25 protein-coding genes and 1 tRNA gene are annotated in these 25918 nt (G+C 68.4%); 11 read left to right on the top strand and 15 right to left on the bottom strand.

Annotation, left to right across the window (positions count from 1 at the left end; all coding sequences use genetic code 11):
- The first annotated feature begins 147 nt into the window (after window positions 1-147).
- The 4 genes from FHW79_RS03670 (at window position 148) to FHW79_RS03655 (ending at window position 4171) form a co-directional block, all read left to right on the top strand.
- Window positions 148-828: a sulfite oxidase-like oxidoreductase gene (locus FHW79_RS03670; RefSeq protein ID WP_183177675.1), complete on the top strand. Its 681-nt coding sequence runs from the start codon at window positions 148-150 to the stop codon at window positions 826-828.
- A gap of 228 nt (window positions 829-1056) precedes the next feature.
- Window positions 1057-2778, top strand: coding sequence for a 2-oxoacid:acceptor oxidoreductase subunit alpha (locus tag FHW79_RS03665; protein WP_183177674.1), 1722 nt, complete (start codon window positions 1057-1059; stop codon window positions 2776-2778).
- Window positions 2779-2798: 20 nt separating this feature from the next.
- Window positions 2799-3641 (top strand): 2-oxoacid:ferredoxin oxidoreductase subunit beta, encoded by an 843-nt coding sequence (locus FHW79_RS03660; protein WP_051658017.1) that lies wholly within the window; start codon window positions 2799-2801, stop codon window positions 3639-3641.
- A complete protein-coding gene (locus tag FHW79_RS03655; protein ID WP_183177673.1) occupies window positions 3638-4171 on the top strand; it encodes a ferritin family protein in 534 nt (177 codons plus the stop codon). Before FHW79_RS03660 ends, FHW79_RS03655 begins: the two co-directional genes overlap by 4 nt.
- A gap of 69 nt (window positions 4172-4240) precedes the next feature.
- Here the strand turns inward: FHW79_RS03655 and FHW79_RS03650 are convergent, their stop codons facing one another.
- Complete coding sequence (locus FHW79_RS03650; RefSeq protein WP_247884170.1) at window positions 4241-5830, bottom strand: VWA domain-containing protein; 1590 nt, start codon at window positions 5828-5830, stop codon at window positions 4241-4243.
- A 340-nt stretch (window positions 5831-6170) separates the two neighbouring features.
- On the opposite strand from FHW79_RS03650, the gene FHW79_RS03645 reads away from it, so the two are divergent.
- Window positions 6171-6365 carry a DUF1289 domain-containing protein gene (locus FHW79_RS03645; RefSeq protein ID WP_183177671.1) on the top strand — a complete coding sequence of 65 codons (195 nt, stop codon included), beginning with the start codon at window positions 6171-6173 and terminating at the stop codon, window positions 6363-6365.
- Between the two features lie 24 nt (window positions 6366-6389).
- Here FHW79_RS03645 and FHW79_RS03640 read toward each other — a convergent pair whose 3' ends face one another.
- Window positions 6390-6857 carry a PA2169 family four-helix-bundle protein gene (locus FHW79_RS03640; protein WP_183177670.1) on the bottom strand — a complete coding sequence of 156 codons (468 nt, stop codon included), beginning with the start codon at window positions 6855-6857 and terminating at the stop codon, window positions 6390-6392.
- Window positions 6858-7049: 192 nt separating this feature from the next.
- Between FHW79_RS03640 and FHW79_RS03635 the strand changes: the two genes are divergently transcribed.
- Window positions 7050-7565 carry a ferritin-like domain-containing protein gene (locus FHW79_RS03635; RefSeq protein ID WP_014239055.1) on the top strand — a complete coding sequence of 172 codons (516 nt, stop codon included), beginning with the start codon at window positions 7050-7052 and terminating at the stop codon, window positions 7563-7565.
- A 72-nt stretch (window positions 7566-7637) separates the two neighbouring features.
- Here the strand turns inward: FHW79_RS03635 and FHW79_RS03630 are convergent, their stop codons facing one another.
- Window positions 7638-8189 (bottom strand): YgjV family protein, encoded by a 552-nt coding sequence (locus FHW79_RS03630; protein WP_183177668.1) that lies wholly within the window; start codon window positions 8187-8189, stop codon window positions 7638-7640.
- A gap of 705 nt (window positions 8190-8894) precedes the next feature.
- Here FHW79_RS03630 and FHW79_RS03625 point away from each other — a divergent pair.
- Window positions 8895-9041 carry a hypothetical protein gene (locus FHW79_RS03625; protein ID WP_183177667.1) on the top strand — a complete coding sequence of 49 codons (147 nt, stop codon included), beginning with the start codon at window positions 8895-8897 and terminating at the stop codon, window positions 9039-9041.
- A gap of 77 nt (window positions 9042-9118) precedes the next feature.
- Here the strand turns inward: FHW79_RS03625 and FHW79_RS03620 are convergent.
- Window positions 9119-9195, bottom strand: a tRNA-Arg gene (locus FHW79_RS03620).
- A gap of 170 nt (window positions 9196-9365) precedes the next feature.
- Between FHW79_RS03620 and gpt the strand changes: the two genes are divergently transcribed.
- Entirely contained in the window at window positions 9366-9866 is a 501-nt protein-coding gene (gpt, locus tag FHW79_RS03615; RefSeq protein WP_035670736.1) for a xanthine phosphoribosyltransferase, read from the top strand.
- Between the two features lie 72 nt (window positions 9867-9938).
- Here gpt and FHW79_RS03610 read toward each other — a convergent pair whose 3' ends face one another.
- From FHW79_RS03610 to FHW79_RS03595, 4 genes are all read right to left on the bottom strand, one after another.
- Window positions 9939-10784 (bottom strand): ABC transporter permease, encoded by an 846-nt coding sequence (locus FHW79_RS03610; protein ID WP_183177666.1) that lies wholly within the window; start codon window positions 10782-10784, stop codon window positions 9939-9941.
- Window positions 10781-11728, bottom strand: coding sequence for an ABC transporter permease (locus tag FHW79_RS03605; protein ID WP_183177665.1), 948 nt, complete (start codon window positions 11726-11728; stop codon window positions 10781-10783). Before FHW79_RS03605 ends, FHW79_RS03610 begins: the two co-directional genes overlap by 4 nt.
- 40 nt (window positions 11729-11768) lie before the next feature.
- A complete protein-coding gene (locus tag FHW79_RS03600; protein WP_183177664.1) occupies window positions 11769-13280 on the bottom strand; it encodes an ABC transporter substrate-binding protein in 1512 nt (503 codons plus the stop codon).
- 99 nt (window positions 13281-13379) lie between these two features.
- Entirely contained in the window at window positions 13380-14126 is a 747-nt protein-coding gene (locus tag FHW79_RS03595; RefSeq protein WP_137139492.1) for a creatininase family protein, read from the bottom strand.
- A 154-nt stretch (window positions 14127-14280) separates the two neighbouring features.
- Between FHW79_RS03595 and FHW79_RS03590 the strand changes: the two genes are divergently transcribed.
- The gene (locus tag FHW79_RS03590; RefSeq protein WP_183177663.1) at window positions 14281-14928 is read left to right on the top strand and encodes a hypothetical protein; all 648 of its coding nucleotides are present in this window, start codon (window positions 14281-14283) and stop codon (window positions 14926-14928) included.
- Window positions 14929-15034: 106 nt separating this feature from the next.
- Window positions 15035-16567, top strand: a complete 1533-nt coding sequence (locus FHW79_RS03585; RefSeq protein WP_183177662.1) for a YifB family Mg chelatase-like AAA ATPase — start codon at window positions 15035-15037, stop codon at window positions 16565-16567.
- A 4-nt stretch (window positions 16568-16571) separates the two neighbouring features.
- Here the strand turns inward: FHW79_RS03585 and FHW79_RS03580 are convergent, their stop codons facing one another.
- The 5 genes from FHW79_RS03580 to glnK form a co-directional block, all read right to left on the bottom strand.
- The gene (locus tag FHW79_RS03580; RefSeq protein WP_183177661.1) at window positions 16572-17192 is read right to left on the bottom strand and encodes an HdeD family acid-resistance protein; all 621 of its coding nucleotides are present in this window, start codon (window positions 17190-17192) and stop codon (window positions 16572-16574) included.
- A gap of 151 nt (window positions 17193-17343) precedes the next feature.
- Entirely contained in the window at window positions 17344-18006 is a 663-nt protein-coding gene (locus FHW79_RS03575) for an outer membrane lipoprotein carrier protein LolA (protein ID WP_183177660.1), read from the bottom strand.
- Window positions 18007-18198: 192 nt separating this feature from the next.
- On the bottom strand, window positions 18199-20724 hold the full coding sequence (locus tag FHW79_RS03570) for a DNA translocase FtsK (RefSeq protein WP_183177659.1): 2526 nt from the start codon (window positions 20722-20724) through the stop codon (window positions 18199-18201).
- Between the two features lie 86 nt (window positions 20725-20810).
- On the bottom strand, window positions 20811-22043 hold the full coding sequence (locus FHW79_RS03565; RefSeq protein ID WP_247884139.1) for an aminotransferase class I/II-fold pyridoxal phosphate-dependent enzyme: 1233 nt from the start codon (window positions 22041-22043) through the stop codon (window positions 20811-20813).
- A 351-nt stretch (window positions 22044-22394) separates the two neighbouring features.
- Window positions 22395-22733 carry a P-II family nitrogen regulator gene (gene glnK / locus FHW79_RS03560; protein WP_035670687.1) on the bottom strand — a complete coding sequence of 113 codons (339 nt, stop codon included), beginning with the start codon at window positions 22731-22733 and terminating at the stop codon, window positions 22395-22397.
- Window positions 22734-23051: 318 nt separating this feature from the next.
- Here glnK and FHW79_RS03555 point away from each other — a divergent pair, with 318 nt between their 5' ends.
- A complete protein-coding gene (locus FHW79_RS03555; RefSeq protein ID WP_183177657.1) occupies window positions 23052-24302 on the top strand; it encodes a UbiH/UbiF/VisC/COQ6 family ubiquinone biosynthesis hydroxylase in 1251 nt (416 codons plus the stop codon).
- Window positions 24303-24317: 15 nt separating this feature from the next.
- Here FHW79_RS03555 and thpR read toward each other — a convergent pair whose 3' ends face one another.
- Both thpR and FHW79_RS03545 read right to left on the bottom strand, forming a co-directional pair.
- Window positions 24318-24854 carry an RNA 2',3'-cyclic phosphodiesterase gene (thpR, locus tag FHW79_RS03550; protein ID WP_145676298.1) on the bottom strand — a complete coding sequence of 179 codons (537 nt, stop codon included), beginning with the start codon at window positions 24852-24854 and terminating at the stop codon, window positions 24318-24320.
- A gap of 16 nt (window positions 24855-24870) precedes the next feature.
- Window positions 24871-25914, bottom strand: coding sequence for an NADP(H)-dependent aldo-keto reductase (locus FHW79_RS03545; RefSeq protein ID WP_183177656.1), 1044 nt, complete (start codon window positions 25912-25914; stop codon window positions 24871-24873).
- Between the last annotated feature and the right edge of the window lie 4 nt (window positions 25915-25918).

The following is a 25918-nucleotide window of genomic DNA, read 5'->3' as shown; positions in this document are numbered from 1 at the left end:
GCGGGAAAATGGAACGGAAAGGGTGCCGATCAGCCTTTTGCACCGCAAGAAACCGTGGGATCGGCGCTGACACCGGCTTTCATCCATGCGTAAATCGGTGCCGCTCGCCCGAGGCATCGCTGCCGATCCACCCTTTCGGAGGCCCCCATGGCCGACGACACCTCTCAGGATGGCCCTTATGATGGCCAGATCCGCGACAAGCTGGTCGCCACCAAGGAGCGATGGGCGCGCGAGGGTCGGGGCCTGACCGGGGAGACCGCCGATCCGGCGCGCGACCGCCTGCCGCCCGGCCAGCGCCTGGTGGAGACCTGGCCGGTGCTCGATCTCGGCATCCTGCCGCGGGTGAGCGAGGCGACCTGGACCCTGGCGGTGGACGGGCTGGTCGAAAATCCTGTCACCTGGAGCTGGGCGGACCTGCAGGCCCAGCCGCGGGAGCGCGTCGTCTCCGACATCCACTGCGTCACCACCTGGTCGCGCTACGACAACCAGTGGGAGGGCGTGTCCACGCGGCACCTGCTGTCGGTCGTCCAGCCGCGGCCGGAGGCGCGCTTCGTCCTCTGCCATTCCTCGGACGGCTACACCACGAACCTGCCGCTGGAGGCCTTCGCGGCGGCGGACGCGCTGCTCGCCACCGGCTGGGAAGGCCAGCCGATAAGCCGCGACCATGGTGGCCCCGTCCGAGTCGTCGTGCCGAAGCTCTATTTCTGGAAAAGCGCCAAGTGGGTGAAGCGAATCGAGATCCTGGCGGAGGATCGCCGCGGCTATTGGGAGGTTCGCGGCTATCACAATGACGCCGACCCCTGGCGGGAAGAACGCTACAGCGAGTAGCTGTGCGACGGCGCCCGCCGTTCCGGTCCAGAAACAATCCCGGCGACAATCGACACCAAGGGACGGCCGGTCGCCGGACAAGACATTGGTCGGACCGTTCCATGGCGCGACTTCGCAAAATCGTGGCGTCTTTCGTTCGATTTGCGCCAGATCATTTCCCTGTTCCGCAATGCTGACGTAGCCGTACGGGCGTCGGGCGACTCACATTCGGACGCAAGGGATTAACCAATGACAGTGGACTCGGTCACGATTGCCCTGGTGGGCAGCGGTGGCGCCGGCGCGATGACCGCCGGACAGATGCTGCTGGATGCCGCCGCCAACGTGGGATGGTACGGGTTGATGTCGCGGACCACCGGCCCGCAGATCCGTGGCGGCGAGGCCGCCGCCCTCGTTCGCCTGTCGCCGACACCCGTTCACGGTCCGGGAGACCGTTTCGACCTGATCGTCGCCTTCGACTGGCAGAATGTGGAGCGCTTCGCGGCCGAGCTTCCCCTGTCGGAGAAGAGCGTCATCATCACCGACCCCAGCCAGGGCGAGGTGCCCGCGGTCCTGGCCGCCAGCGGCGCCAAACAGGTCGAGCTGCCGATCAAGGAACTGGCCGGGCGCATCCCCGGCGGGCGCGTCAACATGGTGGGGTTGGGCGCCGTCGCGGCAATCGTCGGCTTGCCGCGCGCCGGCATCGACGCGGTGATCCAGAAGGCGCTGGGCAAGAAGGGCGACGCCGCCATCCAGGCGTCCAACGCCGGCATCGACGCCGGGTCCAAGGAGGCCGCCGGCTGGAACCTCGGCCTGGAGCTGGCCGCCCCCAACAAGGAGGGCGCCACCCGCTGGAACATCTCGGGCAACGAGGCCGCCGGGCTGGGCGCCTTGAAGGGCGGGGTGAAGTTCTGCGCCGCCTACCCGATCACCCCGGCGACCGAGATCCTGGAGTGGCTGGCCCCCAACCTCGCCAAGACCGGCGGCAAGCTGGTCCAGGCGGAGGATGAGCTGGCCTCCATCGCCATGTGCCTGGGCGCCTCCTTCAGCGGCGTGCCTTCGATCACCGCGACCGCCGGCCCCGGCCTGTCGCTGATGACCGAATGCATCGGCCTGGGCGTCGCCTCCGAAACCCCGGTGGTGATCGTCGACGTGCAGCGTGGCGGCCCATCCACCGGCATCCCGACCAAGTCCGAACAGTCCGACCTGAACATCGCCGTCTACGGCCTGCACGGCGACGCTCCGCATCTGGTGGTCGGCCCGACCTCCATCGCCGACTGCCTGTTCACCACCCAGTGGGCGGTGCATCTGGCCGAGGCCCTGCAGACCCCGGCCATCGTGCTGTCCGATCAGGCGATGGGCCAGTCCCGCGCCATCGTCGACAAGCCGGCCGACGCCCCCCACAAGGCGAACCGCCTGCTGGCGACCGATCTCGGCGGCGAGGCGAAGTACAAGCGCTACGCCGACACCGAATCGGGCGTCTCCCCGGCCGCCATCCCCGGCATGCCGGGCGGCGAGCACACCGCCGACGGTCTGGAGCACGCCGAGAGCGCCCTGCCCTCCTCGCAGGCGTCCGATCACCAGAAGCAGCTCGACAAGCGGCTGCGCAAGCTGACCTCCCACGACTACGGCGACGCCTGGGCCGAGGTCGAGGGCGAGGGCGAGATCGCCGTCGTCACCTGGGGTTCCGCCACCGGCCCGTCGCGCGAGGCGGTGCGCCGGCTGGAGGCCGCCGGCACCAAGGCCCGGCTGGTCGCCATCCGCCTGATCTCCCCGGTCCAGCCGGAGAAGCTGGCCGCGGCGCTGGACGGCGTCACGAAGGTTCTGGTCGTCGAGCAGACGCACGGCGCCCAGTTCCACAAGTTCCTGCGTGGGCATTACGACCTGCCGGGCGCGGTGTCGGTGTTCAGCCGCCCCGGCCCGCTGCCGATCCGCGCCCGCGAGGTGCACGAGACGCTTCTTTCCCTGATCTGACCGGCCGGAGCACGAAATCCATGGATACCCATCTGACCGACGATGTCGTGGGCCCGCTGCCCGGCGACTACAAATCCGACGTGAAGCCCATCTGGTGCCCCGGCTGCGGCGATTATTCCGTGCTGGCCGGCATCACCCGCGCCATGGCGACCATGGGGCTGGAGCGCAAGGACACCGTCGTGGTGTCGGGCATCGGCTGCTCGTCGCGCATCCCCGCCTACACCAGCGTCTACGGCTACCACACGGTGCACGGCCGCTCGCTGGCCGTGGCGTCCGGCGTCAAGCTGGCCCGGCCCGAGCTGAACGTGCTGATCTTCGGCGGCGACGGCGACGGCTTCTCGATCGGCGGCAACCACTTCCTGCACGCCTGCCGCCGCAACGTCGACATGACCTACATCGTCATGGACAACCAGGTCTACGGCATGACGAAGGGTCAGGCCTCGCCGACCACCGAGGCCGACTGGTGCGAGTCGAAGCTGACCCCGGAAGGACCGGGCGTCAACCCGATCCAGCCGGTCGCGCTGGCGCTGGCCTGCGGCGCGAACTTCGTCGCCCGCGGCTTCTCCAACAACCCGAACGAAGTCGCGCGCCTGATCGTGGAGGGCGTGCGGCACCCCGGCTTCTCGGTCATCCACATCCTGTCCCCCTGCGTCACCTTCCGCCCCGAGCAGCGCAACTGGAAGAGCACGGTCCATCCCTACGGCCGCGAGCCGACGGACGACCCGAACGAGGCGATGCGCGCTGTCCTGGAGGACGACGGGTTCGGCCTCGGCATCTTCCTCGCCGGCAACCGGCGTCCGTTCCAGCCGGAATCGGCGGCCACCCGCAGCATCGCCCAGATCGAAGAGGGGTTCGCGGTATGAAGATGAAAGTGCTGAACGGGGCCGCCAACGTCGGCCTGTTCCTCGCCCACGCGCTGGCCCTGGAGATCGAGGCGGCGGAGCGCTACACCGAGCTGGCCGACAGCATGGAGGCCCACAACAATGTGGAGGTCGCCAAGCTGTTCCGCGATCTGTCCACCTACTCGGCCAAACACGCCGAGGAGGTGAAGCAGATCGCCCGGGAGTTCGGCGCGCTTCCCAAGGTCGCTCCCTGGGAGTTCCAGTGGGACGCCACCACCGAGTCCCCGGAGGCCGCGGCCTTCGAGAACGCCCATTATCTGATGAAGCCGCACCACGCGCTCAAGATGGCGCTGCTGAGCGAGCATCAGGGCAACAACTACTATGCCTCGGTCGCCGCCGAGACCAAGGACCCGGAGGTCGCCCGCCTCGCCCGCGAGTTCGCGGAGGAGGAGGCCGGCCACGTCGCCCTGGTCCGCAAGTGGCTGGAGCGCTACCCGGCCCCGAAGGACGATTGGTCGGACGATCCCGACCCGCCCAACATCTCCGACTGACGCCGATCGCCTCGCGGTGAGGAACGGGACGGCCCGGCGCCGTCCCGTTTTCGTTTGGGGCGGTTGCCGTCACCGCGCGGCCCGGCTGCCCGCCAGTTCGACGAGACGGATGAACTCGGCGCGCGTGCCGTCGGGGTCGGCGCCGCGGGCATCGCGCGCCAGATCGGCGATCTGCGCGTAGGACATCGCCTCCCCGCCGGCGCCGCGCAGCTTCCCGGCGAAGGACGCCACCGCAAGGGCGAAACGGGCTTCGGCGGGGCCCGCCGCGATGGAGGCCAGGGCCTCGCCCTTGCGGATGGAGCGCTCGATCAGCCGGCTTTTCGACTGGCCGGGCAGCGTGTAGCGCAGGCGCAGGAAGGCGAACTCGTCCGCATTCACGGCATCCGCAGGCGCCTTGACCCCGTAGCGCAGCGGATCGACGCCCTTGCCCCTCGTCCCCGGCGGCAGGAATTCGTAGAGCGCGGTCATCGCATGGCCGGCACCGACGTCGCCCGCGTCCACCCGGTCGTTGTTGAAATCCTCGCGGCGCAGCGCCCGCGTCTCGTAGCCGATCAGCCGGTACTGCCCGACCAGGGCCGGGTTGAACTCGACCTGGACCTTCACATTGTCGGCGACCGGCACCATCGTGGAGGACAGCTCGTCGCGCAGGACCTTCTTGGCCTCCTGCATGCCGTCGATGTAGGCGGCGTTGCCGTTGCCCGCCTGGGCCAGCCGTTGCATCACCACGTCGTTGAGATTGTCGAGCCCGAAGCCGAGGACCGACAGATAGACGCCGGTCTCCCGTTTTTGGGCGATGAGTTCCTCCAGTTCCTTCGGGTTGGTGACGCCGACGTTGAAGTCCCCATCGGTGCCGATCACCACGCGGTTCACCGCCGCCTTGTTGAAATTCTTTTCCGCCAGCGCGTAGGCCGCCCGGATTCCAGCACTGCCGGCGGTGGCGCCCGAGGCGTTCAGCCCCTGAATGGCTGTGCGGATGGTTTCCTTCTCCGTTCCGGCGGTGGGTTCCAGCACCACATCGCTCTTGCCGGCATAGCTGACGATGGACAGGCGGTCTTCGGAACGCAATTCGTCCACCAGCATCAGCAGCGCCTGCTTCAACAGGGGCAGCCGGTCGTTCGACGACATGGAACCGGAGACGTCAACCAGGAAGACAAGATTAAGCGCAGGCCTCTGCTTGCGGGCCACGTCGTAGGCGCGGATGCCGATGTGCAGAATCCGCGCCCCTTCGGTCCAGGGTGACGGGTAGACGGCCACCGTCGGGCGGAAGGGCACGGCGGGAGACTGCGGGCGCGGATAATCGTAGTGGAAATAATTGACCATCTCCTCCACCCGCACCGCGTAAGGCGGCACGGCGCGCCCCTCGTTCAGAAGGCGGCGGACGACCGCGTAGGACGCCGTGTCCACGTCGGCGGAAAAGGTGGAAACGGGTTTTTCGGACACCGGCACGAAACCGTTCGGCGACGCCGTGTCGAACCGCCCCGGCGGTCCTGCAATTTCCGAAGCGGTGAAGGGAGTTCCGGCGGACCGGGCCGCAGGGGCCGGCGCGACGAAGGGCGAAGCGGGATATCCAATCAGATTCTCACTGGAGCCGGGCCGTATCGACGACGTCGGCACCTGTGGCGTCACTCCGCAAGCTGTCAACACCGTGCCCAGCGCCATGGCGCCGAGTAATCCTCCCACCGACGTTCGCTTCACAAAAATCTCCCTCGTTGGATGCCGCGCATCGCGGCAAGCCACTTTCTAAGGGGTCATTTTGGAGACTTCTTGTCCGGGATGTTCTACTTTAAGGCATTCTATGGTCAAAATCGTGACGCTTGGGTTGATGGCTCATGCGCCGTTGTTCCATGCGGTGTGGACACGATGACCAAGAGTGACGGTAGGACTTGTCAAAAACTCGGAAATGCCGCAAGAGCGGGCCTTCACGGATCGGCCTGCGGAGCGGCTACGGCGCCGCACCGCAGGCCGGCGCGCACCGTCCCGCATTCATCTGGATTTTGGAATGACCCCGCCCGCCGAGAGTGACTTCGTCCAATCCCCCTGCATCAGCGTGTGCAAGCTGACCGCCGACCGCGCCTATTGCATCGGCTGCCTGCGCACGCTGGAGGAGATCCGCGGCTGGAAGCACATGGACGCCGACCAGAAGCGCGCCCTGCTGGCCGATCTGGAGAACCGGCAGGCCGCCGCCGCGGAGTGACCGTCCCTCGATCGGTGTCTTTCGTCAGGCCGCGGCGCCGCGCAGCAGGGTCATGCGGTCGCGGTCGGCGCGGATGCGGTCGAGATGCTGCACCGCCACGGCAGTGATCGGCAGGGGCAGTTCCTTGGCCAAAGCCTCCTCGTAGGCACGAACGCATTCGCCCTCGCCGCGCTGCACCTCGGCGAGGATCGCCTCGCGGTCCTGTCCCAGCACATTGTTCTTGAGTTCCAAAAAGAAGCGGTGCGCTCCGCCCATCACGGTGCCGCCCATGTCCGGCGCCCCGCCCTGTTCCGCGACGAGGCGCTGCACCTCGCGCACGATGGCGCCGCGCTGGGCGGCCAGATCGTTGAACAGCGCCTTCAGATCCTCGTCTTCCAAGTTCTCCGCGGCTTGGCGATAGGCTTCGTGGCTGTCCTCGACGATGCGGATCAGATCGTTGAGGGTATCGACGATCTGGTCTTTTCCCATCATGGCCGGTTCATTTGCCGACATGGCCGCTCCCTCCCCTGGCAGGCTGCCCATCCGCCTCGAAAACCCTCCCGCTCCGGTGAAGGTTCCTTGGTGCATCCGAAGGGTGCCCCGCTTGGGTCAGCCTGCATCGCCCGATGGTGACGAACCGCCGCCCCGCCTGTTGTCGGTCCATCCCCAATGGACTGTCCGATAACGCAACGAGGGAGAGGATCTGTGGCCAACACCACCAAGGAAACCCTGATCGACTGGCTCCGTGACGCCCACGCCATGGAAAGCCAAGCCGTCGAGATGCTGGAACGGCAGGCGGAGCGCATCAAGAACTACCCGGACGTCCTCGCCAAGGTGCAGGAGCACATCGAGGTGTCGAACCGGCAGGCCGACCGGCTGAAGCAGTGCCTGCAGCGTCTGGGCACCGACACCTCGGCCATCAAGACCGGCGTCGCCATGCTGATCGGCAACGCGCAGTCGCTGTCCGGCGTCGTGGCGTCGGACGAGATCGTGAAGGCGTCGATCTTCGACTATTCCTTCGAGCATTTCGAGATCGCCAACTACCGCGCCCTGATCTCCGCCGCGGAGCAGGCCGGGGAGCCTGAGATCGCCCGCATGCTCCAGCCGAGCCTGGACGAGGAGTTGGAAATGGCGGCGTGGCTGGAACAGCGTCTGCCGCAGCTCACCAAGACCTATCTGGAGCGCCGGGAAACCGCCGGAACCGCCGAAGCGAAGCGCTGATCGCGATCGGTCGTCAAAGCCGCGCCGGGGCATCGTCCCCGGCGCGGTTCCGATGTCTTAAATTCCCATGTCTCAATGTGTCGCCAGCATCGCCCGACGACGGACCGGCGGGCGGGCGCGCCACAGGCTGAGCAGATGGCCCGACAGCGTCATCGCGTCCGACGCCAGCCCGAAGGCCGAGCCGGCCAACGCGTTGTGGCCGGCTCCGACCACCGTCGAGGACAGGAAGAACAGCCTCATCCGCCCGACCGTGCTCTGCCAGCGCCCGATGGTGCCCAGGATGAAGCCTGCCGCCGACAAGGCGGACATCGGTCCCTGCCACGTCGCCGCCGCGACGGCCAGCGCCGCCGGAACCGTCAGGACGAACAGCGCGCGCAGCCAGCGCGGACGCCGTTCCGGATAGGCGGCGGCCATCTGCACGAGGCCGAGCGCGCACATCAGCATGCCCGTATGGGCACCCAGGGCGAGGAAATGGACGACGAACAGCGCGCCGGCGCCGGCCTGCGCGGTCAGGATCGCCCGCCGGTCCTGAAGCAGCGTGGACAGGACGCCCAACGCCAGACCGGCAAGCCCGCTCACCGCGACCAGCGACAGGGACGGCAGGTAGTGCAACAGGAAAACCATGGATAACGCCTTCACCCTTCGAACAATGCTGCACCGCAGCAAAAGGCTGCGGCGAAGGGGGCGGACGCTAGGCGCGGATGGTTAACCGGCTGTGAATCGGGGTGTGATCAAGAGTGGGCGTGCCGTCCCGCGGCGGCAATTCGCGATAAGGGCAAAAAGCGTTTAATGCCAACGATCTCGCGACCTATGGCCTGACCATGGGCATACCCCTGTGGTCGGGGGCACCCCATGGGCATTTCACCTTTGCGACGTTTCCCCGGGACGGCCGGGCGGTCATTCTTCGCACCGCAAGATGACACGCCCAAGAAAACATGCCCAAGAACACGCTTCTCGACGCCGTGCCTTCCCGAAACGCCGTGCCTGAGACGCCTCCTGGAATAAGACGCTCTGGATGAGATGCCCTATGACCCAGCTGACGAAACGGGACGCCGCACGTCTTCCCGCGCCACCCACCTGTTGCCATTGCGGGAAACCTTTGCGGGCCGGGGAACCGCATTGGGCCGGCGATAGCGAGAACCGCCCCTGGCATTATGGCTGCGCCGAGCGGGTCGGCCTGACCATGTCCTGGACGCGGGTCCGCCATCGCCGCGCGATCGTCGCGGGAGTATGACCGCGTTGCACTGTTGACCCCTTGCCGAGATGGATCGGCAGGGCTTTCAAAAAGGGGGAAGCATGAAGGGGACACCACAAAGCATCTGGATGTCCATGGCCAACCGGTCGGCCAGTCAGGCAATCGGTTTCTGGAGCGGCGTGTTCAACGCCGCCGCCCGGCGCAACCAGACCGCCCTGTTCAACGCCATGACCAAACCGCCCAAGGCGAAGCGCACGGCATCCAAAAAGAAAAGCCGCTGAGACAAACCACAGCGAGGCAAACACCAGAAAGCACAAAAGCCGCCCAAGGGCGGCTTTCTTGTGCAGACCGGAAGGAATGGCGCGCCCGAAGAGATTCGAACTCCTGACCCCCAGATTCGTAGTCTGGTGCTCTATCCAGCTGAGCTACGGGCGCATTCCTGTTTGTCTTCCCGGCGGCGGCGGTGACCGTCCGTCGTCGAGGCGCGCAACTTACTCAAAAGGGTTTCGGGCTGCAAGACCTTTTTTCGCCGTTTCACGCGGTCGATTGCCCGGCGGTGGGGCTTGCGGTATAAGCGGCGCACGTTTCTTTCGGAGTTCATAGCCGTGCCAGAAGCCGTTCCGTTCAACAAGCACTTCCCGGTGTCGTGGGAGGAGCTTCACCGCAACGCCAAGGCGTTGGCCTGGCGCCTGATCGACAAGGGTCCGTGGAAGGGCATCATCGCCATCACCCGCGGCGGCCTCGTCCCGGCGGCGATCATCGCGCGCGAGCTTGAGCTGCGCATGATCGACACCGTCTGCGTCTCCAGCTACGACCACCAGAACCAGCGCGAGGCGATGGTGCTGAAGGGCGTGGAAGGCGCCAACGCCGGAGACGGCGAAGGCTGGCTGATCATCGACGATCTGGTCGACACCGGGAAGACCGCGGTGGTTGTGCGCAAGATGCTGCCCAAGGCGCATTTCGCCACCGTCTACGCCAAGCCGCTGGGCCGCCCGCTGGTCGACACCTTCATCACCGAGGTGAGCCAGGACACCTGGATCCACTTCCCGTGGGACATCGAGCTGCAATTCTCCCAGCCGATCGCCAAGCAGCACCGCGGCGCTTGAAATTTCCCTCTCCCCTCTGGGGAGAGGGGACACCATGCCAGTTGACACAAGCCAAACCGTCTTGTGTCAAGTTTACAGGAGCCCCGCCGAGCGGTGGCGCGGGTCCAGCGCGTCGCGCAGGCCGTCGCCCAGCAGGTTCAGCCCCAGCACCGTCACCGCGATGGCCGCCCCCGGAAAGATCGCCTGGAGGGGGGCGGTGAACAGGAAGGTCTGCGCGTCGCCCAGCATCTTGCCCCAGGAGGGCGAGGGCGGCTGGATGCCGAGCCCCAGATAGCTCAGCGCCGCCTCGTTCAGCACGGCCACGGCGAACAGCACCGTCCCCTGGACGATCACCACCCCGGCGATGTTGGGCAGCACATGCACCAGCGTCACCGACAGCGGCCCGCGCCCCAGAGCCAGCGCCGCCCGCACGAAGTCCCGCCGCCAGACGGCCAGCGCCGCCCCGCGCGCCACCCGCGCGAAGACCGCGGCGTTGAACAGGCCCAGCGCCAGGACGACGTTCACCGCCCCCGCCCCCAGCGCCGCCGTCAGCAGGATCGCCGTCAGCACCGCGGGAAAGGCGAACAGCAGGTCGCCCAACCGGGCCACCGCCTCGTCCCCCCAGCGCCCCCAGGCGGAGGCGGCCAGCCCCAGCGGCACGCCCAGCAGGGCGCCCAGCGCCACCGCCGCCGCCCCGACGGCCAGCGAGTTGCGGGCGCCGACCAGGATCATCGACAGCACGTCGCGCCCGAAATGGTCGGTGCCCAGCCAATGGACCGGTCCCGGCGGGCGAAGCCGGGCGACCACCCGCACCTGCTCCGCCGGAAAGGGCGTCCAGACCAGCGACAGCAGCGCCGCTCCGACCACCAGCGCGGTGAGCAGTCCGCCCAGCAGCAGGCTGACCGGAAGCCGGCGCACCCGTTGGACGAGCCGCCTCATGCCGTCACCCGCGGGCGCGGGTCGATGGCCGCGCAGACGATGTCGACCAGCGCGTTGACCGCCACCACCGTCACCGCCAGCAGCACGACGACGCTCTGCACCACGATCAGGTCGTGCTGGCCGATGGCCTGATAGAGCAACCGGCCCAGCCCCGGCAGGGTGAAGACGTTCTCCACCACCACCGCCCCGGCGACGAGGAAGGAGAATTGCAGGCCGAGGATGGTGGCGACGGGGATCAGCGCGTTGGGCAGCACATGGCGCCGCAGCACCGCGCGGCGCGGCAGGCCCTTGGCGACCGCCGTGCGCACATACTCCTCGCGCAGCGTGTCGAGCGCCGCCGTGCGGGTGATGCGCGCCAGGATCGCCGCCTCCGGCAGGGCCAGCGCCACGGCGGGCAGCAGCAGCGCCTTCAGCGCCGGCCCCGCCCCGGCCTCCCATCCCGGAAAGCCGCCGGCGGAGAACCAGCCGAGCCGCACGGAGAACAGCAAAATCAACAGGATGGCGAACCAGAAGCCGGGCACCGCGATGCCCATCTGGCCGAAGGCCATGACCGCCCAATCCCCCGCCCGCCCCTGCCGACCTGCGGCGAACAGGCCCAGCGGAATGGCGATTCCCGCCGAGAGGACCAGCGCCAGCCCGGCCAGCGGCAGGGTGATGGCCAGCCGGTCGGCGACCAGCCCGGCGACCGGGCGCGCGTAGGTCAGGCTGGTCCCGAAATCGCCGTGCAGCATGCCGCCGACCCAGCCGGCGTAGCGGACGGGCCAGGGCCGGTCGAGCCCCATCTGGGCGCGCAGGGCGGCCACCGCCTCCGGCTGCGCGCTGGTGCCCAGCATGACCAGGGCGGGGTCGCCGGGGATCGCCTCCAGCACGGCGAAGACCACCAGCGTGGCCAGCCACGCCGTCAGCGCCAGGGTCAGCAGACGGCGCACCAGGAAGGCGAGCACGCGGGTCAGCCCCCGCCGGGTCCGGTCCGGCCGCGCCGGATCACTTCCACCGGACGCCCGTGACGTCGTTGGCCTGGATCGGGCGGTTGACCCACATGCCCTGCACCGCCGACTTCTGCACGGTGGCCGAAGGCAGCATGAAGAGGAAGCCGTTCACCGCGTCCTCCGCCAGGATGCGCTGCTGCTCGCCGTAGAGGGCGTTGCGCTTGGCGTTGTCCTGGGTGCGGTCCAACTCCGCCCCCACGGCGTTGAAGCGCTCGCTGCGGTAGTTGAAGTAGTAGTCGGGGCGCCCGTAAATGTCGATGTCCAGCGGCTCGGTGTGGGCGATCAAAGTCAGGTCGTAATCCTTGCCCTTGAACACCTTTTCCAGCCAGGGCGCCCACTCCATCGGCTCGACCGTCACGCGGATGCCGACCTCGGCGAGCATGGCGGCGATCAGTTCGCCGGAGCGGCGGGCGTAGATCGGCGGCGGCAGGCGCAGCGTCGTTTCGAACCCGTTTGCAAGGCCGGCCTCGGCAAGCAGCGCCTTGGCCTTGTCCGGGTCGTAGGGGTAGAGGCCGGTCAGGTCGACATAGCCGGCGCGGTGCGGCGGGAAGTGGCTGCCGATGGCCGCCCCATTGCCGAACAGCACGCCGTCGATCAGCGTCTTGCGGTCGATGGCGTGGGCCATGGCCCGGCGCACCCGGACATCGTCGAAGGGCTTGCGGGCGTTGTTGGTGCCAAGGATCGTCTCCCCCTCCGTCGTGCCGACCATGACGGTGAAGGCCCCGTCGTCGCGGAACTGGGGCAGCGCCTCGTAGGTGTCGAATTGCGGGAAGCTGTCGATGTCGCCGGCCTTCAGCGCGGCGACCTGGGCCGCCGGGTCGCTGATGAAGCGGAAGGTGACGCGCTCCAGCGCCGGCTTCGGCCCGTCATAGTCGGGGTTGCGCACCAGCACCACCCGGTCGCCGGCCACCCAGCGCTCGAACTTGAAGGGGCCGGTGCCGACCGGGGTCTGCTTGTTGGCGCCCGCCGACTCCGGCGCGACGATGGCGGCGTCGCCCGACGCCATATGGAAGAGGAACAGCCCGTCGGGCCGCGACAGGGTGACCACCACGGTCCGCGCGTCGGGCGCTTCCACCCCGGCGATGGCGGCGAAGTAGCCCTTCTGCGCGTTGACCGAGTCGGCGCCGCGCGCGCGGTCGAGCGAGAATTTGACGTCCGCCGAATCGGCGTCGGTGCCGTCGTGGAACTTCGCCCCCTTGCGCAGATGGAAGGTGTAGGTCAGCCCGTCCGCCGACACCTCCCACTTCTCGGCGAGGCCTGGCACCACCTTGCCTTCGGCGTCGATGCGGGTCAGCGGCTCGTACAGGTTGGCGTAGGTCACCTCGTCGATGGCCGCCGCCGCCCCCGCCGTGGGGTCGAGGTGCGGCGGCTCCAGCCGCATCCCGACCACCAGATCCGTGCGGGGAGCCGTTTGCGCAAGGACCGGACCGGCGGCCAGCGCACCGGCCAGCCCGAGGACCGCTCCCATGGTGATGGCGAGCGCGGTGCGCCTCTGGCGGTTCGGCATGACGGCTGTTTCCCCCAATCGTTGTCTCGGCGCGGGATGATGCGGTGAAGCCCCGCCCGAGTTCAAGGCCGCAGGATGGCTTTTCCGCGGGCTTTCCGCTCAGGCCTCCGCCAGGAAGGCGCCGTACTGGCGGGAAATCGCCTCGACCGCCGTCTCGAACAGGCGCTTGCCGTGCTCCGGCGAGGCGAGGCCGGGGGCGGAGCCGATGCGCCCGTCCGGGTGGCGGCGCCGGAAGTCGCGGGCGTCGTAGAAGCCTCCGGGCGACGCGGTCTCCGGGTCCATCGCCGCCGTCTTGATCGACTCGGGATAGGCGTACTGGGTCAGGGACACCTCGCTGGGCGTGGCGTGAGAGCCTTCCTTGCCGCCGAACAGCTCCCGCGACAGGCGGCCGATCTCCTGATTCTCCCACCAGTTGACCAGGGTGCAGCGCAGCTCCGGCGCCTGCCGGCCGCGCAGGGCGCGATTCTCCGCGTAGATCTCGTAGAAGGCGGCGCGGACGGACGCGACGTTGCCGCCGTGGCCGTTGACGAAGAAGAAGCGCTCGAATCCATGCTCGGCCAGCGACATCACATAGTCGCGCAGCAGGGCAATCAGCGTGGAGGGCTTCAGCGTCATCGAGCCGGCGAAATCCATGTGGTGCACGGCCATGCCCACCGGGATGGTCGGCCCGACCATGGCCCCGGTGGCGTCGCCGACGCCGCGGGCAACCACCTCGGCGCAGATGGCGTCGGTGCCGATCAGCCCGTTCGGCCCATGCTGCTCGGTGGAGCCGATGGGCAGGATGATGCCCTTGGAGGTCTTCAGGTAAGCCTCGGCCTCGGCCCAGGTGCTGAGAAGAAGCTGCACGGTCCCGGTTCCTTGTTCGGTGTGTTCTTCCCCAAAGATAGGGCAGATCACCCAGCTTCCCAAAAATCCGTTGCCGGCGTTCTCATGGAGCGAGGAACGGATGAGTTGAATTTAATTGTAGTTTCTATACCGTGCGAAATCATGGAGATCGGCATTGCTACCTTTCTATCGCCGGCGCCAAAAACACGCAACCCTTTTTCGTCATGCTGATGCCAAGGCATTTTTCAAAGAAAACTCGCAAATTGTAATAGGCATACAATTGATGAGAAGCGAAAATAATGATGACTCGTTCATCGCCTACTCCTCAAAAGCCCAGCAGCTTTTCTTACTGGCAACCGCCGCTTGCTTGGCTTCGTATGGTTTGTATTTGATCATCTCGTTCAACTTGGCTCAGGTCCGTGCCTGGATAGGCATCGCCGTCACTGTCGTAGCAAGCCATGAATTCATGGAGGTTCTGGCCACAGTGCCCTACAAGGGGCCGCTTATCAAAGCGGACGAGACTGGCTTGTTCATTTATGGGCAAACCGTATCCCCCATACGATGGGAAGGCATCACATCGGCTGAACATGGTCGTCTTTGGGGAGCGAAACGCGCGCCATCCACGTATGTTTTGAGAGTCTCAGAGGACAGCCGGCACCTCATCCGGCCAAGCCGCGCCAATTTCTATACGGGGCGGGTTCTGAGATTGAGCAGCTTCGGCACCACCGCCTCCGGAACGGATATTCGGCGGGTTCTGAAGGCCCGCGTTCCCGCCCTGCTTTGGCACATCGAATCGGATGCGACAGACAAGGAGGCCGGCTGACGCGCGCAAGCGTACGGGCCCGACTCGCCTCTCAAACACGTTATCCTGGCAAAATAAACGAGCGGACCATACACTCGCGTGCATTTCCAAAAGCATGGCGTCTGGCATGGTTGCGCGGATCAACACGGTTGCGTTCCAGGGCATCGAGGTTCTGGACATCGATGTTCAGGTGCAGATGTCCGGCGGCATCGTCGCCTTCACCGTGGTCGGCCTGCCCGACAAGGCGGTGGCCGAGAGCCGGGAGCGGGTGCGGGCGGCACTGCACGCGCTCGGCCTCGCCCTGCCGGCCAAGCGGATCACCGTCAACCTCGCCCCGGCGGACGTGTTGAAGGAGGGGAGCCATTTCGACCTGCCCATCGCGCTGGCCCTGCTCACCGTCATGGGCGTGCTGCCCGATCTGGAGATGAGCCGCTATTGCGCGCTGGGCGAGCTGGCGCTGGACGGGGCGCTGACCCCGGTGGCGGGGGTGCTGCCCGCCGCCATCAACGCGCTGGCCCACGACCGCGGCCTGATCTGCCCGGAGGCCTGCGGCGGCGAGGCCGCCTGGGCGGGCGAAGGTTTGGACGTGCTGGCGCCCGCCACGCTGCTCGCCCTCATCAACCATTTCCGCGGCCAGCAGGTGCTGACCCGCCCCCGGCCGCGCATCCAGGAGAGCGCCGAGGCGCCGCTCGATCTGCGTGACGTGAAGGGCAACGAGACGGCCAAGCGCGCGCTGGAGGTCGCCGCCGCCGGATCGCACAATCTGTTGATGATCGGGCCGCCCGGCTCCGGCAAGTCGATGCTGGCGGCGAGGCTGCCGGGTCTGCTGCCGCCGCTCGACCCGGCGGAGGCGCTGGAGGTCTCGATGATCCACAGCGTCGCCGGCCTGCTGGAGGGCGGCAGACTGCTGCGCCAGCGCCCCTACCGGTCGCCGCACCAGTCGGCCAGCCTGCCCGCCCTGGTCGGCGGCGGGTCGCGCGCCAAGCCCGGCGAGATTTCGCTCGCTCACAAAGGCGTTCTGTTTCTCGACGAGCTTCCCGAATTCCCGCGCGGCACGCTGGAGGCGCTGCGCCAGCCCTTGGAGACCGGCAAGGCCGTCGTCAGCCGGGTGAACCACCATGTGACCTACCCGGCGCGGGTGCAGTTGATCGCCGCCATGAACCCCTGCCGCTGCGGCCATCTCGACGACCCGTCGCTGGCCTGCGCCCGCGCCCCGAAATGCGCCGCCGACTACCAGTCGAAGATCAGTGGGCCGCTGTTCGACCGTATCGACCTGCACATCGACGTGCCGGCCGTCAGCCCCGCCGACCTCAGCCTGCCGCCGCCCGCCGAGGGCAGCGCCGATGTGGCCGCCCGCGTGGCGGTGGCCCGCGCCGTCCAGGCGGAGCGCTACGCCGGTTTCGGCCCCTTTCCCGAGGGCCGGGCGGTGCGCACCAACGCCGAGGCGGACGGCGAACTGCTGGAAAAGGCCGCCGCCCCCGACCAACCGGGCCGCGCCCTGCTGACCGAGGCGGCGGAGCGGCTGAAGCTCTCGGCCCGCGGCTATCACCGTGTCATGCGCGTCGCCCGCACGCTCGCCGATCTGGACGGCGGGGGCGGCGTGCGCCGCCCGCACATCGCGGAGGCGCTCGGCTACCGCCGCATCGCCCCCGGTCGATGATGCTTTATTCCGCCGCCACGGCGTTGCCGTGGTTGGAAGGGTGGTTCCGGTCGTGCAGGCAGCGGCGCAGGCGGACGGCGGTGATGATGGCCAGCGCGCCATAGGCGATCAGATAGCTGCCGACACCCAGCGCCACGGCCAGCAGGCCCAGCGACGGCAGGACCCACATGCCGAAGCCGAACAGCACCGACAGGGCGCCGGCCACGCCCCAGGCCCATTTGCCGTGGGTGCGGTGCATGCGCCACGCCGTCATGATCTTGGCGAAGCCGGTGATGACCGACCAGGCGGCGATGACGAAGATCAGCGCGAACAGGCTCGCCTCCGGCCACAGCAGGGCCACGGCGCCCGCCACCAGACTGACCACGCCGTCCAGCAGGAAGGGCAGGCTGCGCTCCTGCGCCTGGGCGGCGCGGACGCCGCCGACGATGGCGAACAGCCCGTCCATCAGCAGATAGACCGCAAGAAGAATCGCCAGGGTGGCGACCGTCGCCCCCGGCAGAAGGAAGGCCAGCAGGCCGAGCATCACCGCCGCGGCGCCGCGCAACGCCAGCGCCCACCAGTTGCGCGCCAGCAGATCGTTCATGCCCTGGACCCGCCGGGCCTCATACATCGCCTCCGTAGCCATGTCTCGTCTCCCCTCATCCGTTCGAGTGCACCGGGGGCGGGTGAGCGCGCCCGATGCATCACGGCAACAGGATCATGAGGACTTCGTTGCGGCGGCGGGTTGTCGCAGTGGCGGGATTCGCGCGACTTCCGTGCAAATTCGTTGGGGCAAATCAGTTGTTGCGGCCGTAGTCGCTCTTGCTGGGTTCGATGAAGTAGAAGAGCTTCGAGTCGAACTGCATGCCCTCGCGCGGGTTCATCAGCGCCACCTCGGTCGTCAGCCCCTGGGCGTCCAGCACCCGCCATTTGCGGAGCTGGAAGGGCCGGTCTTCGAAGACCAGAGTCAGGGTGCCCTTGCCGGGGTCCTTGGTCTCGGTCAGGCTGATTTCCACCAGCCCCGGCGCCTGATAGACGCCGGTCACCGTCACGTCGCCGGACAGCCGGATGTTCTTGCGCAGGATGAAGTCGGCCAGCGTGCTGCCGATGGGCGCGCTGGACTGCTGCCGCATCTCCCCGTCCCAATAGAAGATGAAGGCGCCGTCGGCGACGACGAAGTCCTTCACCGGCGGGTCGTACTCCAGCCGCATCCGGCCGGGACGCGCGAGGTAGAAGGTGCCGGCGGTCTGGTGCCCGTTCGGGGCGACCTGCACGAACTTCGATTGGAGCGTGCCGATGCCGTTCAGATAGCTTTCCGCCTGGGCGACCAGCGCCTGATCCTGGGCGGACAGGGCGGCGGCGCGCGGCGCGGCGAGCGCGGGGTCGAGGATCGCCCCCGCCGTGGTAACGGACAGAGCGACGGCAGCGGCAGCCAGAATGCGGCGGAACGGGATCTTCATGATGCCTGCTAGGTAACCGGACGTTCCGGGCGGAAATGGGGCGTGGCGGTGGTGGTTCCAAGGATTAAAGCGAACTCACGGTGCCCCCACCCTGACCCTCCCCCGCTAACGCAGGGGAGGGGACTGCCGCCGCTTCGCGCTAAACTCCCTCCCCTGCGCAGCGGGGGAGGGCTGGGGTGGGGGCAAGGGCCGCTACTCCTCGATGTTGCGGGCCAGGACCTCGCGCTTGCCGGCGTGGTTGGGCTTGCTGACCACGCCTTCGGTCTCCATCCGCTCGATCAGACGGGCGGCGGAGTTGTAGCCGATGCGGAGCTGGCGCTGGATGAAGCTGGTGGACGCCTTGCGCTCGCGGCAGACCACCGCCACGGCCTTGTCGTAAAGGTCGTCGCCCGACCCGCCGCCGGCACCCGACCCGTCGTCGAAGGAGCCGCCGTCCTCGTCGTCCTCCTCGGTGATGGCGTCGACGTAGCTCGGTTCGCCCTGGGTCTTGAGGAACTTCACCACCTGCTCCACCTCGCCGTCGGCGACGAAGGGGCCGTGGACACGGGTGATGCGGCCGCCGCCGGCCATGTAGAGCATGTCGCCCTGGCCGAGCAACTGCTCCGCCCCCTGCTCGCCGAGGATGGTGCGGCTGTCGATCTTGGAGGTGACCTGGAAGCTGATGCGCGTCGGGAAGTTGGCCTTGATGGTGCCGGTGATGACGTCCACCGACGGGCGCTGCGTCGCCATGATCAGGTGGATGCCGGCGGCGCGGGCCATCTGGGCGAGGCGCTGGATCGCCGCCTCGATGTCCTTGCCGGCCACCAGCATCAGGTCGGCCATCTCGTCCACGATCACGACGATGTAGGGCAGTTCCTTCAGGTCGAGCGGCTGCTCCTCAAAGATCGGCTTGCCGGTGTCGGGGTCGAAGCCGGTCTGGACGCGGCGGGTCAGCAGTTCGCCGTCGGCGCGGGCCTCGCGCAGGCGGGCGTTGTAGCCCTCGATGTTGCGCACGCCCAGCTTGGACATGTTGCGGTAGCGGTCCTCCATCTCCCGCACCGTCCATTTCAGGGCGACCACCGCCTTCTTCGGGTCGGTGACGACCGGTGTCAGCAGATGCGGGATGCCCTCATAGACCGACAGCTCCAGCATCTTGGGGTCGATCATGATGAAGCGGCAGCGGTCGGGGGCCAAGCGGTAGAGCAGCGACAGGATCATCGTGTTGATCGCCACCGACTTGCCCGAGCCCGTCGTGCCGGCGACCAGCAGGTGCGGGAAGCGGGCGAGGTCGGCCACCACCGACTGGCCGCCGATGTCCTTGCCGAGCGCCAGCAACAGCTTGCCCGCCGTCTTGTCGAAGACGTCGCCGGCCAGCAGCTCGCGCAGCAGCACCGTCTCGCGCTTGGCGTTGGGCAGCTCGATGCCGATGACGTTGCGGCCCGGCACCACGGCGACGCGGACCGACACCGCGCTCATCGAGCGGGCGATGTCGTCGGCCAGGCCGATGACGCGGGACGACTTGGTGCCGGGGGCCGGCTCCAGCTCGTAAAGGGTGACGACCGGGCCGGGATGGACCTTCTGCACCTCGCCGCGGACGCCGAAATCGGACAGCACGCCCTCCAGCTTCACCGCGTTCTCGCGCAGCGCCGCCTCGTCCACCTTCTCGCCGCGCACGCTGGTCGGGACGATCTGAAGCAGGTCGAGGGGCGGCAGCTCGTAGCCGTCCGCCTCCTCCAGATTGAGGGCGGCCTGCTTGGACGGGCGCCCCTGGTCGGCGGCCTTCGTCTTGCCCCCGGCGGGCGGGGTGACCACCGGGACGGTGCGCGTCTTGGCCTCCACGCGCGGTTCGACGCTGATGGAGTCGGACAGGCGGCCGCGCGGCGCGGCGCGCAGGGTGATGGCGCCGCTTTCCGTGTCGGGAGTGTCGTCGGGCATCGGCTCGGCGGTCTTCCTGTCCGTGGTCGCGAGGCTGGGCTCCCGGCGCAGCAGGCCACCGGTCTGGTGAACCGCATTGCGCGCGGCCTCCGCGCCCTTGTCGCGCACGAAGGACATGCCGGCCCGCGCGCCCCGCCCGAGGCGGGCGAGGCCGGCGGCGGTCTCGCGCAGGCTGGCCGCCCATTCGCGGATCGACAGGCCCATGGCGACGAACAGGATCAGCCCGCCGGCCACCCCGGCCACGGTGCCGACCAACGGGTTGCCGGGGCTGCCGAGCAGCAGCTTGCTGACCCCGTCCAGCAGCACAATGCCGAAGCTGCCTCCGGGATGGCCGTTCAGCGGGTCATTGCCCCCGCCCCCCATCCCGGCCAGGAACATGGCGACCAGCAGCACGCCCCACACCGCCAGCACGCTGCGGAACAGCGGGTGCCGGACGCTCTTCTGCAGGCTGAGGCGCCAGCCCCACATCATCGGGACAAGCGCCAGCAGATAGGCCGCCCAGCCCAGCGACTGGATCAGGACGTCGGCCAAGTGGGCACCGAACCGGCCGAACAGGTTGTGGATGTGGACGTCCGCCGCCGGAACCGCGTTCCACGAGGGATCGGCCGGGTTGTAGCTGCCCAGGATGACCATCAGCACCAGACCGACCACGCCCAGCGCGAAGCCCGCCATCTCGCGCGCCCGCGCCACCACGAAGGCGCGCGTGGCGGGCGAGAAGAAGGGCGGCTTCTCCGTCCGTGCTCCGGCGGGCCGCGCTCCGGCGCTTTTGCCGCTTCCGCTGCGGGGGCTTGCGGGTCGTGCCATGGGCAGAAGGTCCTCAAGAACGTGCTGTACCGAACCCGTCCTTCGGGGCGAAAGACCGGGGTGACTTGAGCCGGATCAGGCGGCCCTTATCCCAGGATGCGGGCGATGGTGGCGCAGGCGTGGGCGACCGTCTCGGCGTCGTTCACCAGCGCGATGCGGATGAAGGGCGCGCCGGGATTGGCCTCGCCGGGGTTGCAGCGGGTCAAATAGGCGCCAGGCAGCACGCGGATGCCGCCCTCCGCCCACAGGCGGCGCGTCGCCTCCTCACCGTCGCCGACCTCCAGCCACAGGAAGAAGCCGCCGTCCGGCCGGTAATAGCCGTAGCGCCCCTTCAGCGCGGCCTCCGCCGCGTCGAACTTGGCGCGGTAGAGCGCGCGGTTCTCCTCGACATGGGCCTCGTCCCGCCACAGGGCGGCGCTGGCCGCCAGCACCGGAAGGGGCATTCCGGCGTTGGAATAGCTGCGCAGGCGGGTGAAGCGGGACATCAGCTCCGGATCGCCGGCCACGAAGCCCGACCGCAGCCCGGCGGCGCTCGACCGCTTGGACAGGGAATGGAAGACCAGGATGTTCGCCCAGGGTTTCCCTTCATGGTTGAGGCCCGAGGCGACCTGGAGCGCGCCGACCGGCGGCTTGTCCAGGTAGATCTCGGCGTAGCACTCGTCCACCGCCAGGATGAAGCCGTAGCGCCGCGCCAGCCCGATCGCCCGCTCCAGATAGGCGGCGTCGGCCGCCGCCCCCTGCGGGTTGGCCGGGGTGCAGAGGTAGAACAGCGCCGTGCGCTCCAGCAGCTCCGGCGTCAGCGCGTCGAGGTCGGGCAGGAAGCCGGTCTCGCGGGTGGAGGGCAGGAACACCGGTTCCGCCCCCGCCAGCAGGGCCGCCCCCTCGTAGGGCGCGTAGAAGGGGTTGGGCATCAGCACCGCCGGCTGGCGGCCTGCCTTGGACGGCGGCACCGCCAGCAGGGCGAGCAGGAACAGCGCCTCGCGCGTGCCGGACACCGGCAGGACCGACGTTTCGGCGTCGAACAGGCCGTCCGGCAGGGCGTAGCGGCGGGTCAGCCAAGCGCCCACCGCCTCGCGGAACTCCGGCGTGCCGCCGACCGGCGGGTATTTGCCCCACAAATGGGCGTTGGCGCGCAGCGTCTCGTCGATGATGGCCGGCGGCTGGTGCTGCGGCTCGCCCACCGACATCATGATCGGCTCGGCGTTGGTGCGCGGCGTCACGCCCGCCAGCAGCGCCGCCAGCCGGGTGAAGGGGTAGTCCGACAGCCGGTCGAGCCGGTCGTTGACGAGAGCGAAGGTGCCGAGGTCCGGGAGCGACATGCCGCCGAGAATCCTTTCCATGAGGACGGCCCGAGAAGGCCGGGCCGGCCCCGAGGGGCACGGCCCGTCAGGGGCCTCTGGGGGCCTCTGCCCGATACGAAACGGAAACGATCCTACCGGCGGTGGAGTCCCGGCACAAGGGCACAAAACCGGACGAAGCCCGGTCAAGGGAAAGCATACGCCGCCCGTTCCGGCGGCCTTGGCGCCACGGTGGAAAGACTGGCGCGCCCGGCGTCAAGTCACCGGGCAGATCATCGATTCCCCGCGGCAAGAAAAAGCGGACACGCCTTCCCCCCTTGCGGGAGGGGCCGGGCCGTGACGCCCCGCCCTGTCCGCTTCTTCCAGTCCGCCTCAGAGAGCTTCGGTGTTGGTCTCGCCGGTGCGGATGCGCACGGCCTGGGCGATGTCCAGCACGAAGATCTTGCCGTCGCCGATGCGGCCGGTGTTGGCGGCCTTCTGGATCGCCTCGACCACCTGCTCGTACTGGTCGTCGGACACCGCGACCTCGACCTTCACCTTGGGCAGGAAGCTCACGGAATACTCGGCGCCGCGGTAGATCTCGGTCTGACCTTTCTGGCGTCCGAAGCCCTTCACCTCGCTCACCGTCAGGCCCTGAATCCCGAGCGACGTCAGCGCCTCGCGCACTTCGTCGAGCTTGAACGGCTTGATGATGGCCATAACCAGTTTCATGTGGCTTCCCCTTGGTATGCGTGTTTGCGGGCCCTCGCGGTCGCCCGGTCCCCCCTCGGCCGATCCCGCCGTGACGGCGGGTTTCCCGAACGTGACTCGAGCGTGTTCGCCTCGACCGCAAAAATCAATGTCTTCAAAAATCGTGCCGGTTGCAGAATCACCCCTTTTCAGCGGTTTTTGGCTGTTTCGCCGATCGATTGGGCAGGTCGTGCCCAAGATTTACGCAATTCGGCGGCCGCGACGCCGCGCCGCTGGACATCCGGACCGAGCGGAACGATTGTTCGTACCCGTCTACACTGATCGAAGGGCAGCGCCATCATGACCGAATCGGGCACCACCGCAGCGCAGGAGATCACGACCGACGTCGTCGTGTTGGGCGGCGGACTGGCCGGACTCAGCATGGCGGCGGCCCTGGCCACCGCGGGCGTTCCGGTCGTCTGCATCGACCGCGACAGCCCGGACCGGCAGGCGGAAGACGACTTCGACATCCGCACCACGGCGGTCGCCTACGCCTCGATGAAGGTGCTGGAGGGGGCGGGCGTGTGGAAGCACATGGAGCCCGACGCCGGCCCGATCCTCGACATCCGGGTGGCCGACCAGTTCTCACCCCTGTTCGTCCATTACGACCACACGGAACTGACCTGGGACGGCAAGAACCAGCCCTTCGGCTGGATTCTCGACAACAAGGACATGCGCCGCGCCCTGTTCGCCCGCGCCAAGGAGCTGCCCGGCCTGCACCATCTGGCCCCGGCCCAGGCGGTGTCGATCGAGCGCACCCGCGCCGGCGCCACGGTGAGGCTGGCCGACGGCCGGGTGGTTAAGGCGCGGCTGGTCGTCGGCGCCGACGGGCGCCGCTCGCTGGCGCGGGAGAGCGCCGGGATCAAGCTGCGCAGCTGGGCCTACGACCAGTCCGCGATCATCTGCACGATCCGCCATTCGGAGCCGCACAACGGCGTGGCGGTGGAGCATTTCCTGCCCAACGGCCCCTTCGCCGTGCTGCCGATGACCGGGAACCGCTCCTCCATCGTGTGGAGCGAGAAGCGGTCGCTGGTCGACATGTATCTGAAGCTGCCGGAGGACCAGTTCATCGACGAGCTGACCCGGCGGTCGGGCGGTTATCTGGGCGACATCGAGCTGGTGACCCGGCGCGACGCCTGGCCACTGTCGGTCCTGCTGGCCGAGCGCTTCATCGCCGAGCGCGTGGCGCTCATCGGCGAGGCGGCCCACGCCATCCACCCCATCGCCGGCCAGGGGCTGAACCTGGGCCTGCGCGACGTGGCGGCGCTCGCCGAGGTGATCGTGGACGCGCACCGGCTGGGGCTGGACGTGGGCTCGCCGGAAGTGCTGGCCCGCTTCCAGCGCTGGCGCCGCTTCGACACGGTGCTGCTGGCCGTGGTCTGCGACGGTCTGGTGCACCTGTTCTCGAACAACATCCCGCCGATCAAGCTGGCCCGCGACGTCGGCATGGCCGTCGTCAACCGCCTGCCGCCGCTGAAGCGCTTCTTCATGCGGCACGCGATGGGCGTGGTCGGCGAACTGCCGCGGATGATCAAGGGCGTGCCGCTTTAAGGCGCCGCCCGCCCGTCACCCCAACCCGTACTCCGACAACGCCTCGTACACCGCGGCCCCCTTGCCCAAGTGGCTGCGGTAGAGCGTGAAGTGCTCCACCCGGATCGGACCGGCGCGGAACATTCCGCGCTCCTCGACGAAGCGCCCGATCCGGTCCTTCGGCGCGTCCTTCAGCCGGGCGAGCGTGACGTGGGGCGAGAATTTGCGCTCTTCCGCCGGCAGGCCGCAGCGGACCAGCGCCGACTCGACCTTGGACTGGAGGTGCGACAAGGCGTCGCTGCGCTCCACCCCGGCCCAGAGGACGCGGGCGTTGCGGCCGCTGCCGTACACGCCCACGCCGTCCAGAACCAGATCGAAGGCCGGCGCCGCGATCTGCGCCAGCGACTCGTCGATCTCCGCCGCCTGATCCTCCGGCACCTCCCCGATGAAGCGGAGCGTCAGGTGCAGATTGTCCGCGTCGGTCCAGCGGGCGCCGGGCACACCGCCGCCCAGCCCCGCCAGACGCCGGCGCACCTCCTCCGGAAAATCGAGGGCGACGAAGAGACGGATCATTGGCGTTCCGGAACGGTTACGGGCAGGGGTCGGAATAGCGGGCGTTGACCGCCTCGATGTCCTTCAGCACCTCGTCCGACAGCGTGACGTCCACCGCCGCGATGTTGGACTTAAGGTCCTCCATCGTCGTCGCGCCGATCAGCGAGGACACCACGAAGGGCTGTTGCAGGGTGAAGGCGATGGCCATCTGGGTCGGCGACAGGCCGTGGCGCCGGGCGACGTCCAGATACTCCCTGGTGGCCGCGTCGGCGTTGACGGTGGCGTAGCGCGACTTGCGGTGATCCAGCGCGCGGCGGGTGCCGGCGGGAACAGCGCCGTCCAGATACTTGCCGGTCAGCGTGCCGGCGGCCAGCGGTGAATAGGCGAGAAGCCCGACGTCCTCGCGCAGCGACACCTCGGCCAGACCCTGCTCGAAGGTCCGGTTCAGCAGGTTGTAGGCGTTCTGGATCGAGGCGATGCGCGGCAGACCTTTGTCCTCCGCCAGCTTGAGGAACTGCATCACCCCCCAGGGCGACTCGTTCGACACGCCGATGTGGCGGACCTTGCCGGACTTCACCAGCTCGTCAAGCGCCGCCAGCGTCTCCTCGATGGGCGTGCCGTCCTTCTCCGGCCGATGGACGTAGTTGCGCGCGCCGAAGCGGTTGGTCGAGCGGTCGGGCCAATGGAGCTGGTACAGGTCGATGTAGTCGGTCTGGAGCCGGCGCAGGCTGGCCTCGACCGCCGCGAAGATGTTGGCGCGGTCGAGCTTGGCCTCGCCGTTGCGCACCCAGGCGAAGCCGCCGTCGGTGGCGCCGACGACCTTGCTCGCCAGGATCACCTGGTCGCGCTTGCCGGTCGCCTTGAACCAGGTGCCGATCACCTCCTCCGTACGTCCGTACGTGTCGGCGGTCGGGGGGATGGCGTACATCTCCGCCGTGTCCCAGAAATTCACGCCCTCGCCGAGCGCGTAATCCATCTGGGCGTGGCCCTCGGCCTCGCTGTTCTGGCGGCCCCAGGTCATGGTGCCCAGGCCGATGGCGCTGACCGACAGGCCGGTGCGGCCGAGCGGACGGTATTGCATTTCG

Source organism: Azospirillum sp. OGB3, assembly GCF_014192915.1.
Taxonomy (GTDB): domain Bacteria; phylum Pseudomonadota; class Alphaproteobacteria; order Azospirillales; family Azospirillaceae; genus Azospirillum.
This window is presented reverse-complemented; position numbering and strand designations above follow the sequence as displayed.

Excerpts from the sequence above, each read along its gene's own strand:
- FHW79_RS03670 (WP_183177675.1), top strand. The coding sequence starts at position 148 with ATGGCCGACGACACCTCTCAGGATGGCCCTTATGATGGCCAGATCCGC.
- FHW79_RS03665 (WP_183177674.1), top strand. The coding sequence starts at position 1,057 with ATGACAGTGGACTCGGTCACGATTGCCCTGGTGGGCAGCGGTGGCGCC.
- FHW79_RS03660 (WP_051658017.1), top strand. The coding sequence starts at position 2,799 with ATGGATACCCATCTGACCGACGATGTCGTGGGCCCGCTGCCCGGCGAC.
- FHW79_RS03655 (WP_183177673.1), top strand. The coding sequence starts at position 3,638 with ATGAAGATGAAAGTGCTGAACGGGGCCGCCAACGTCGGCCTGTTCCTC.
- FHW79_RS03650 (WP_247884170.1), bottom strand. The coding sequence starts at position 5,830 with ATGGCGCTGGGCACGGTGTTGACAGCTTGCGGAGTGACGCCACAGGTG.
- FHW79_RS03645 (WP_183177671.1), top strand. The coding sequence starts at position 6,171 with ATGACCCCGCCCGCCGAGAGTGACTTCGTCCAATCCCCCTGCATCAGC.
- FHW79_RS03640 (WP_183177670.1), bottom strand. The coding sequence starts at position 6,857 with ATGTCGGCAAATGAACCGGCCATGATGGGAAAAGACCAGATCGTCGAT.
- FHW79_RS03630 (WP_183177668.1), bottom strand. The coding sequence starts at position 8,189 with ATGGTTTTCCTGTTGCACTACCTGCCGTCCCTGTCGCTGGTCGCGGTG.
- FHW79_RS03625 (WP_183177667.1), top strand. The coding sequence starts at position 8,895 with ATGGCCAACCGGTCGGCCAGTCAGGCAATCGGTTTCTGGAGCGGCGTG.
- FHW79_RS03610 (WP_183177666.1), bottom strand. The coding sequence starts at position 10,784 with ATGAGGCGGCTCGTCCAACGGGTGCGCCGGCTTCCGGTCAGCCTGCTG.
- FHW79_RS03600 (WP_183177664.1), bottom strand. The coding sequence starts at position 13,280 with ATGCCGAACCGCCAGAGGCGCACCGCGCTCGCCATCACCATGGGAGCG.
- FHW79_RS03585 (WP_183177662.1), top strand. The coding sequence starts at position 15,035 with ATGGTTGCGCGGATCAACACGGTTGCGTTCCAGGGCATCGAGGTTCTG.
- FHW79_RS03580 (WP_183177661.1), bottom strand. The coding sequence starts at position 17,192 with ATGGCTACGGAGGCGATGTATGAGGCCCGGCGGGTCCAGGGCATGAAC.
- FHW79_RS03575 (WP_183177660.1), bottom strand. The coding sequence starts at position 18,006 with ATGAAGATCCCGTTCCGCCGCATTCTGGCTGCCGCTGCCGTCGCTCTG.
- FHW79_RS03570 (WP_183177659.1), bottom strand. The coding sequence starts at position 20,724 with ATGGCACGACCCGCAAGCCCCCGCAGCGGAAGCGGCAAAAGCGCCGGA.
- FHW79_RS03565 (WP_247884139.1), bottom strand. The coding sequence starts at position 22,043 with ATGTCGCTCCCGGACCTCGGCACCTTCGCTCTCGTCAACGACCGGCTC.
- glnK (WP_035670687.1), bottom strand. The coding sequence starts at position 22,733 with ATGAAACTGGTTATGGCCATCATCAAGCCGTTCAAGCTCGACGAAGTG.
- FHW79_RS03555 (WP_183177657.1), top strand. The coding sequence starts at position 23,052 with ATGACCGAATCGGGCACCACCGCAGCGCAGGAGATCACGACCGACGTC.
- thpR (WP_145676298.1), bottom strand. The coding sequence starts at position 24,854 with ATGATCCGTCTCTTCGTCGCCCTCGATTTTCCGGAGGAGGTGCGCCGG.
- FHW79_RS03545 (WP_183177656.1), bottom strand. The coding sequence starts at position 25,914 with ATGCAATACCGTCCGCTCGGCCGCACCGGCCTGTCGGTCAGCGCCATC.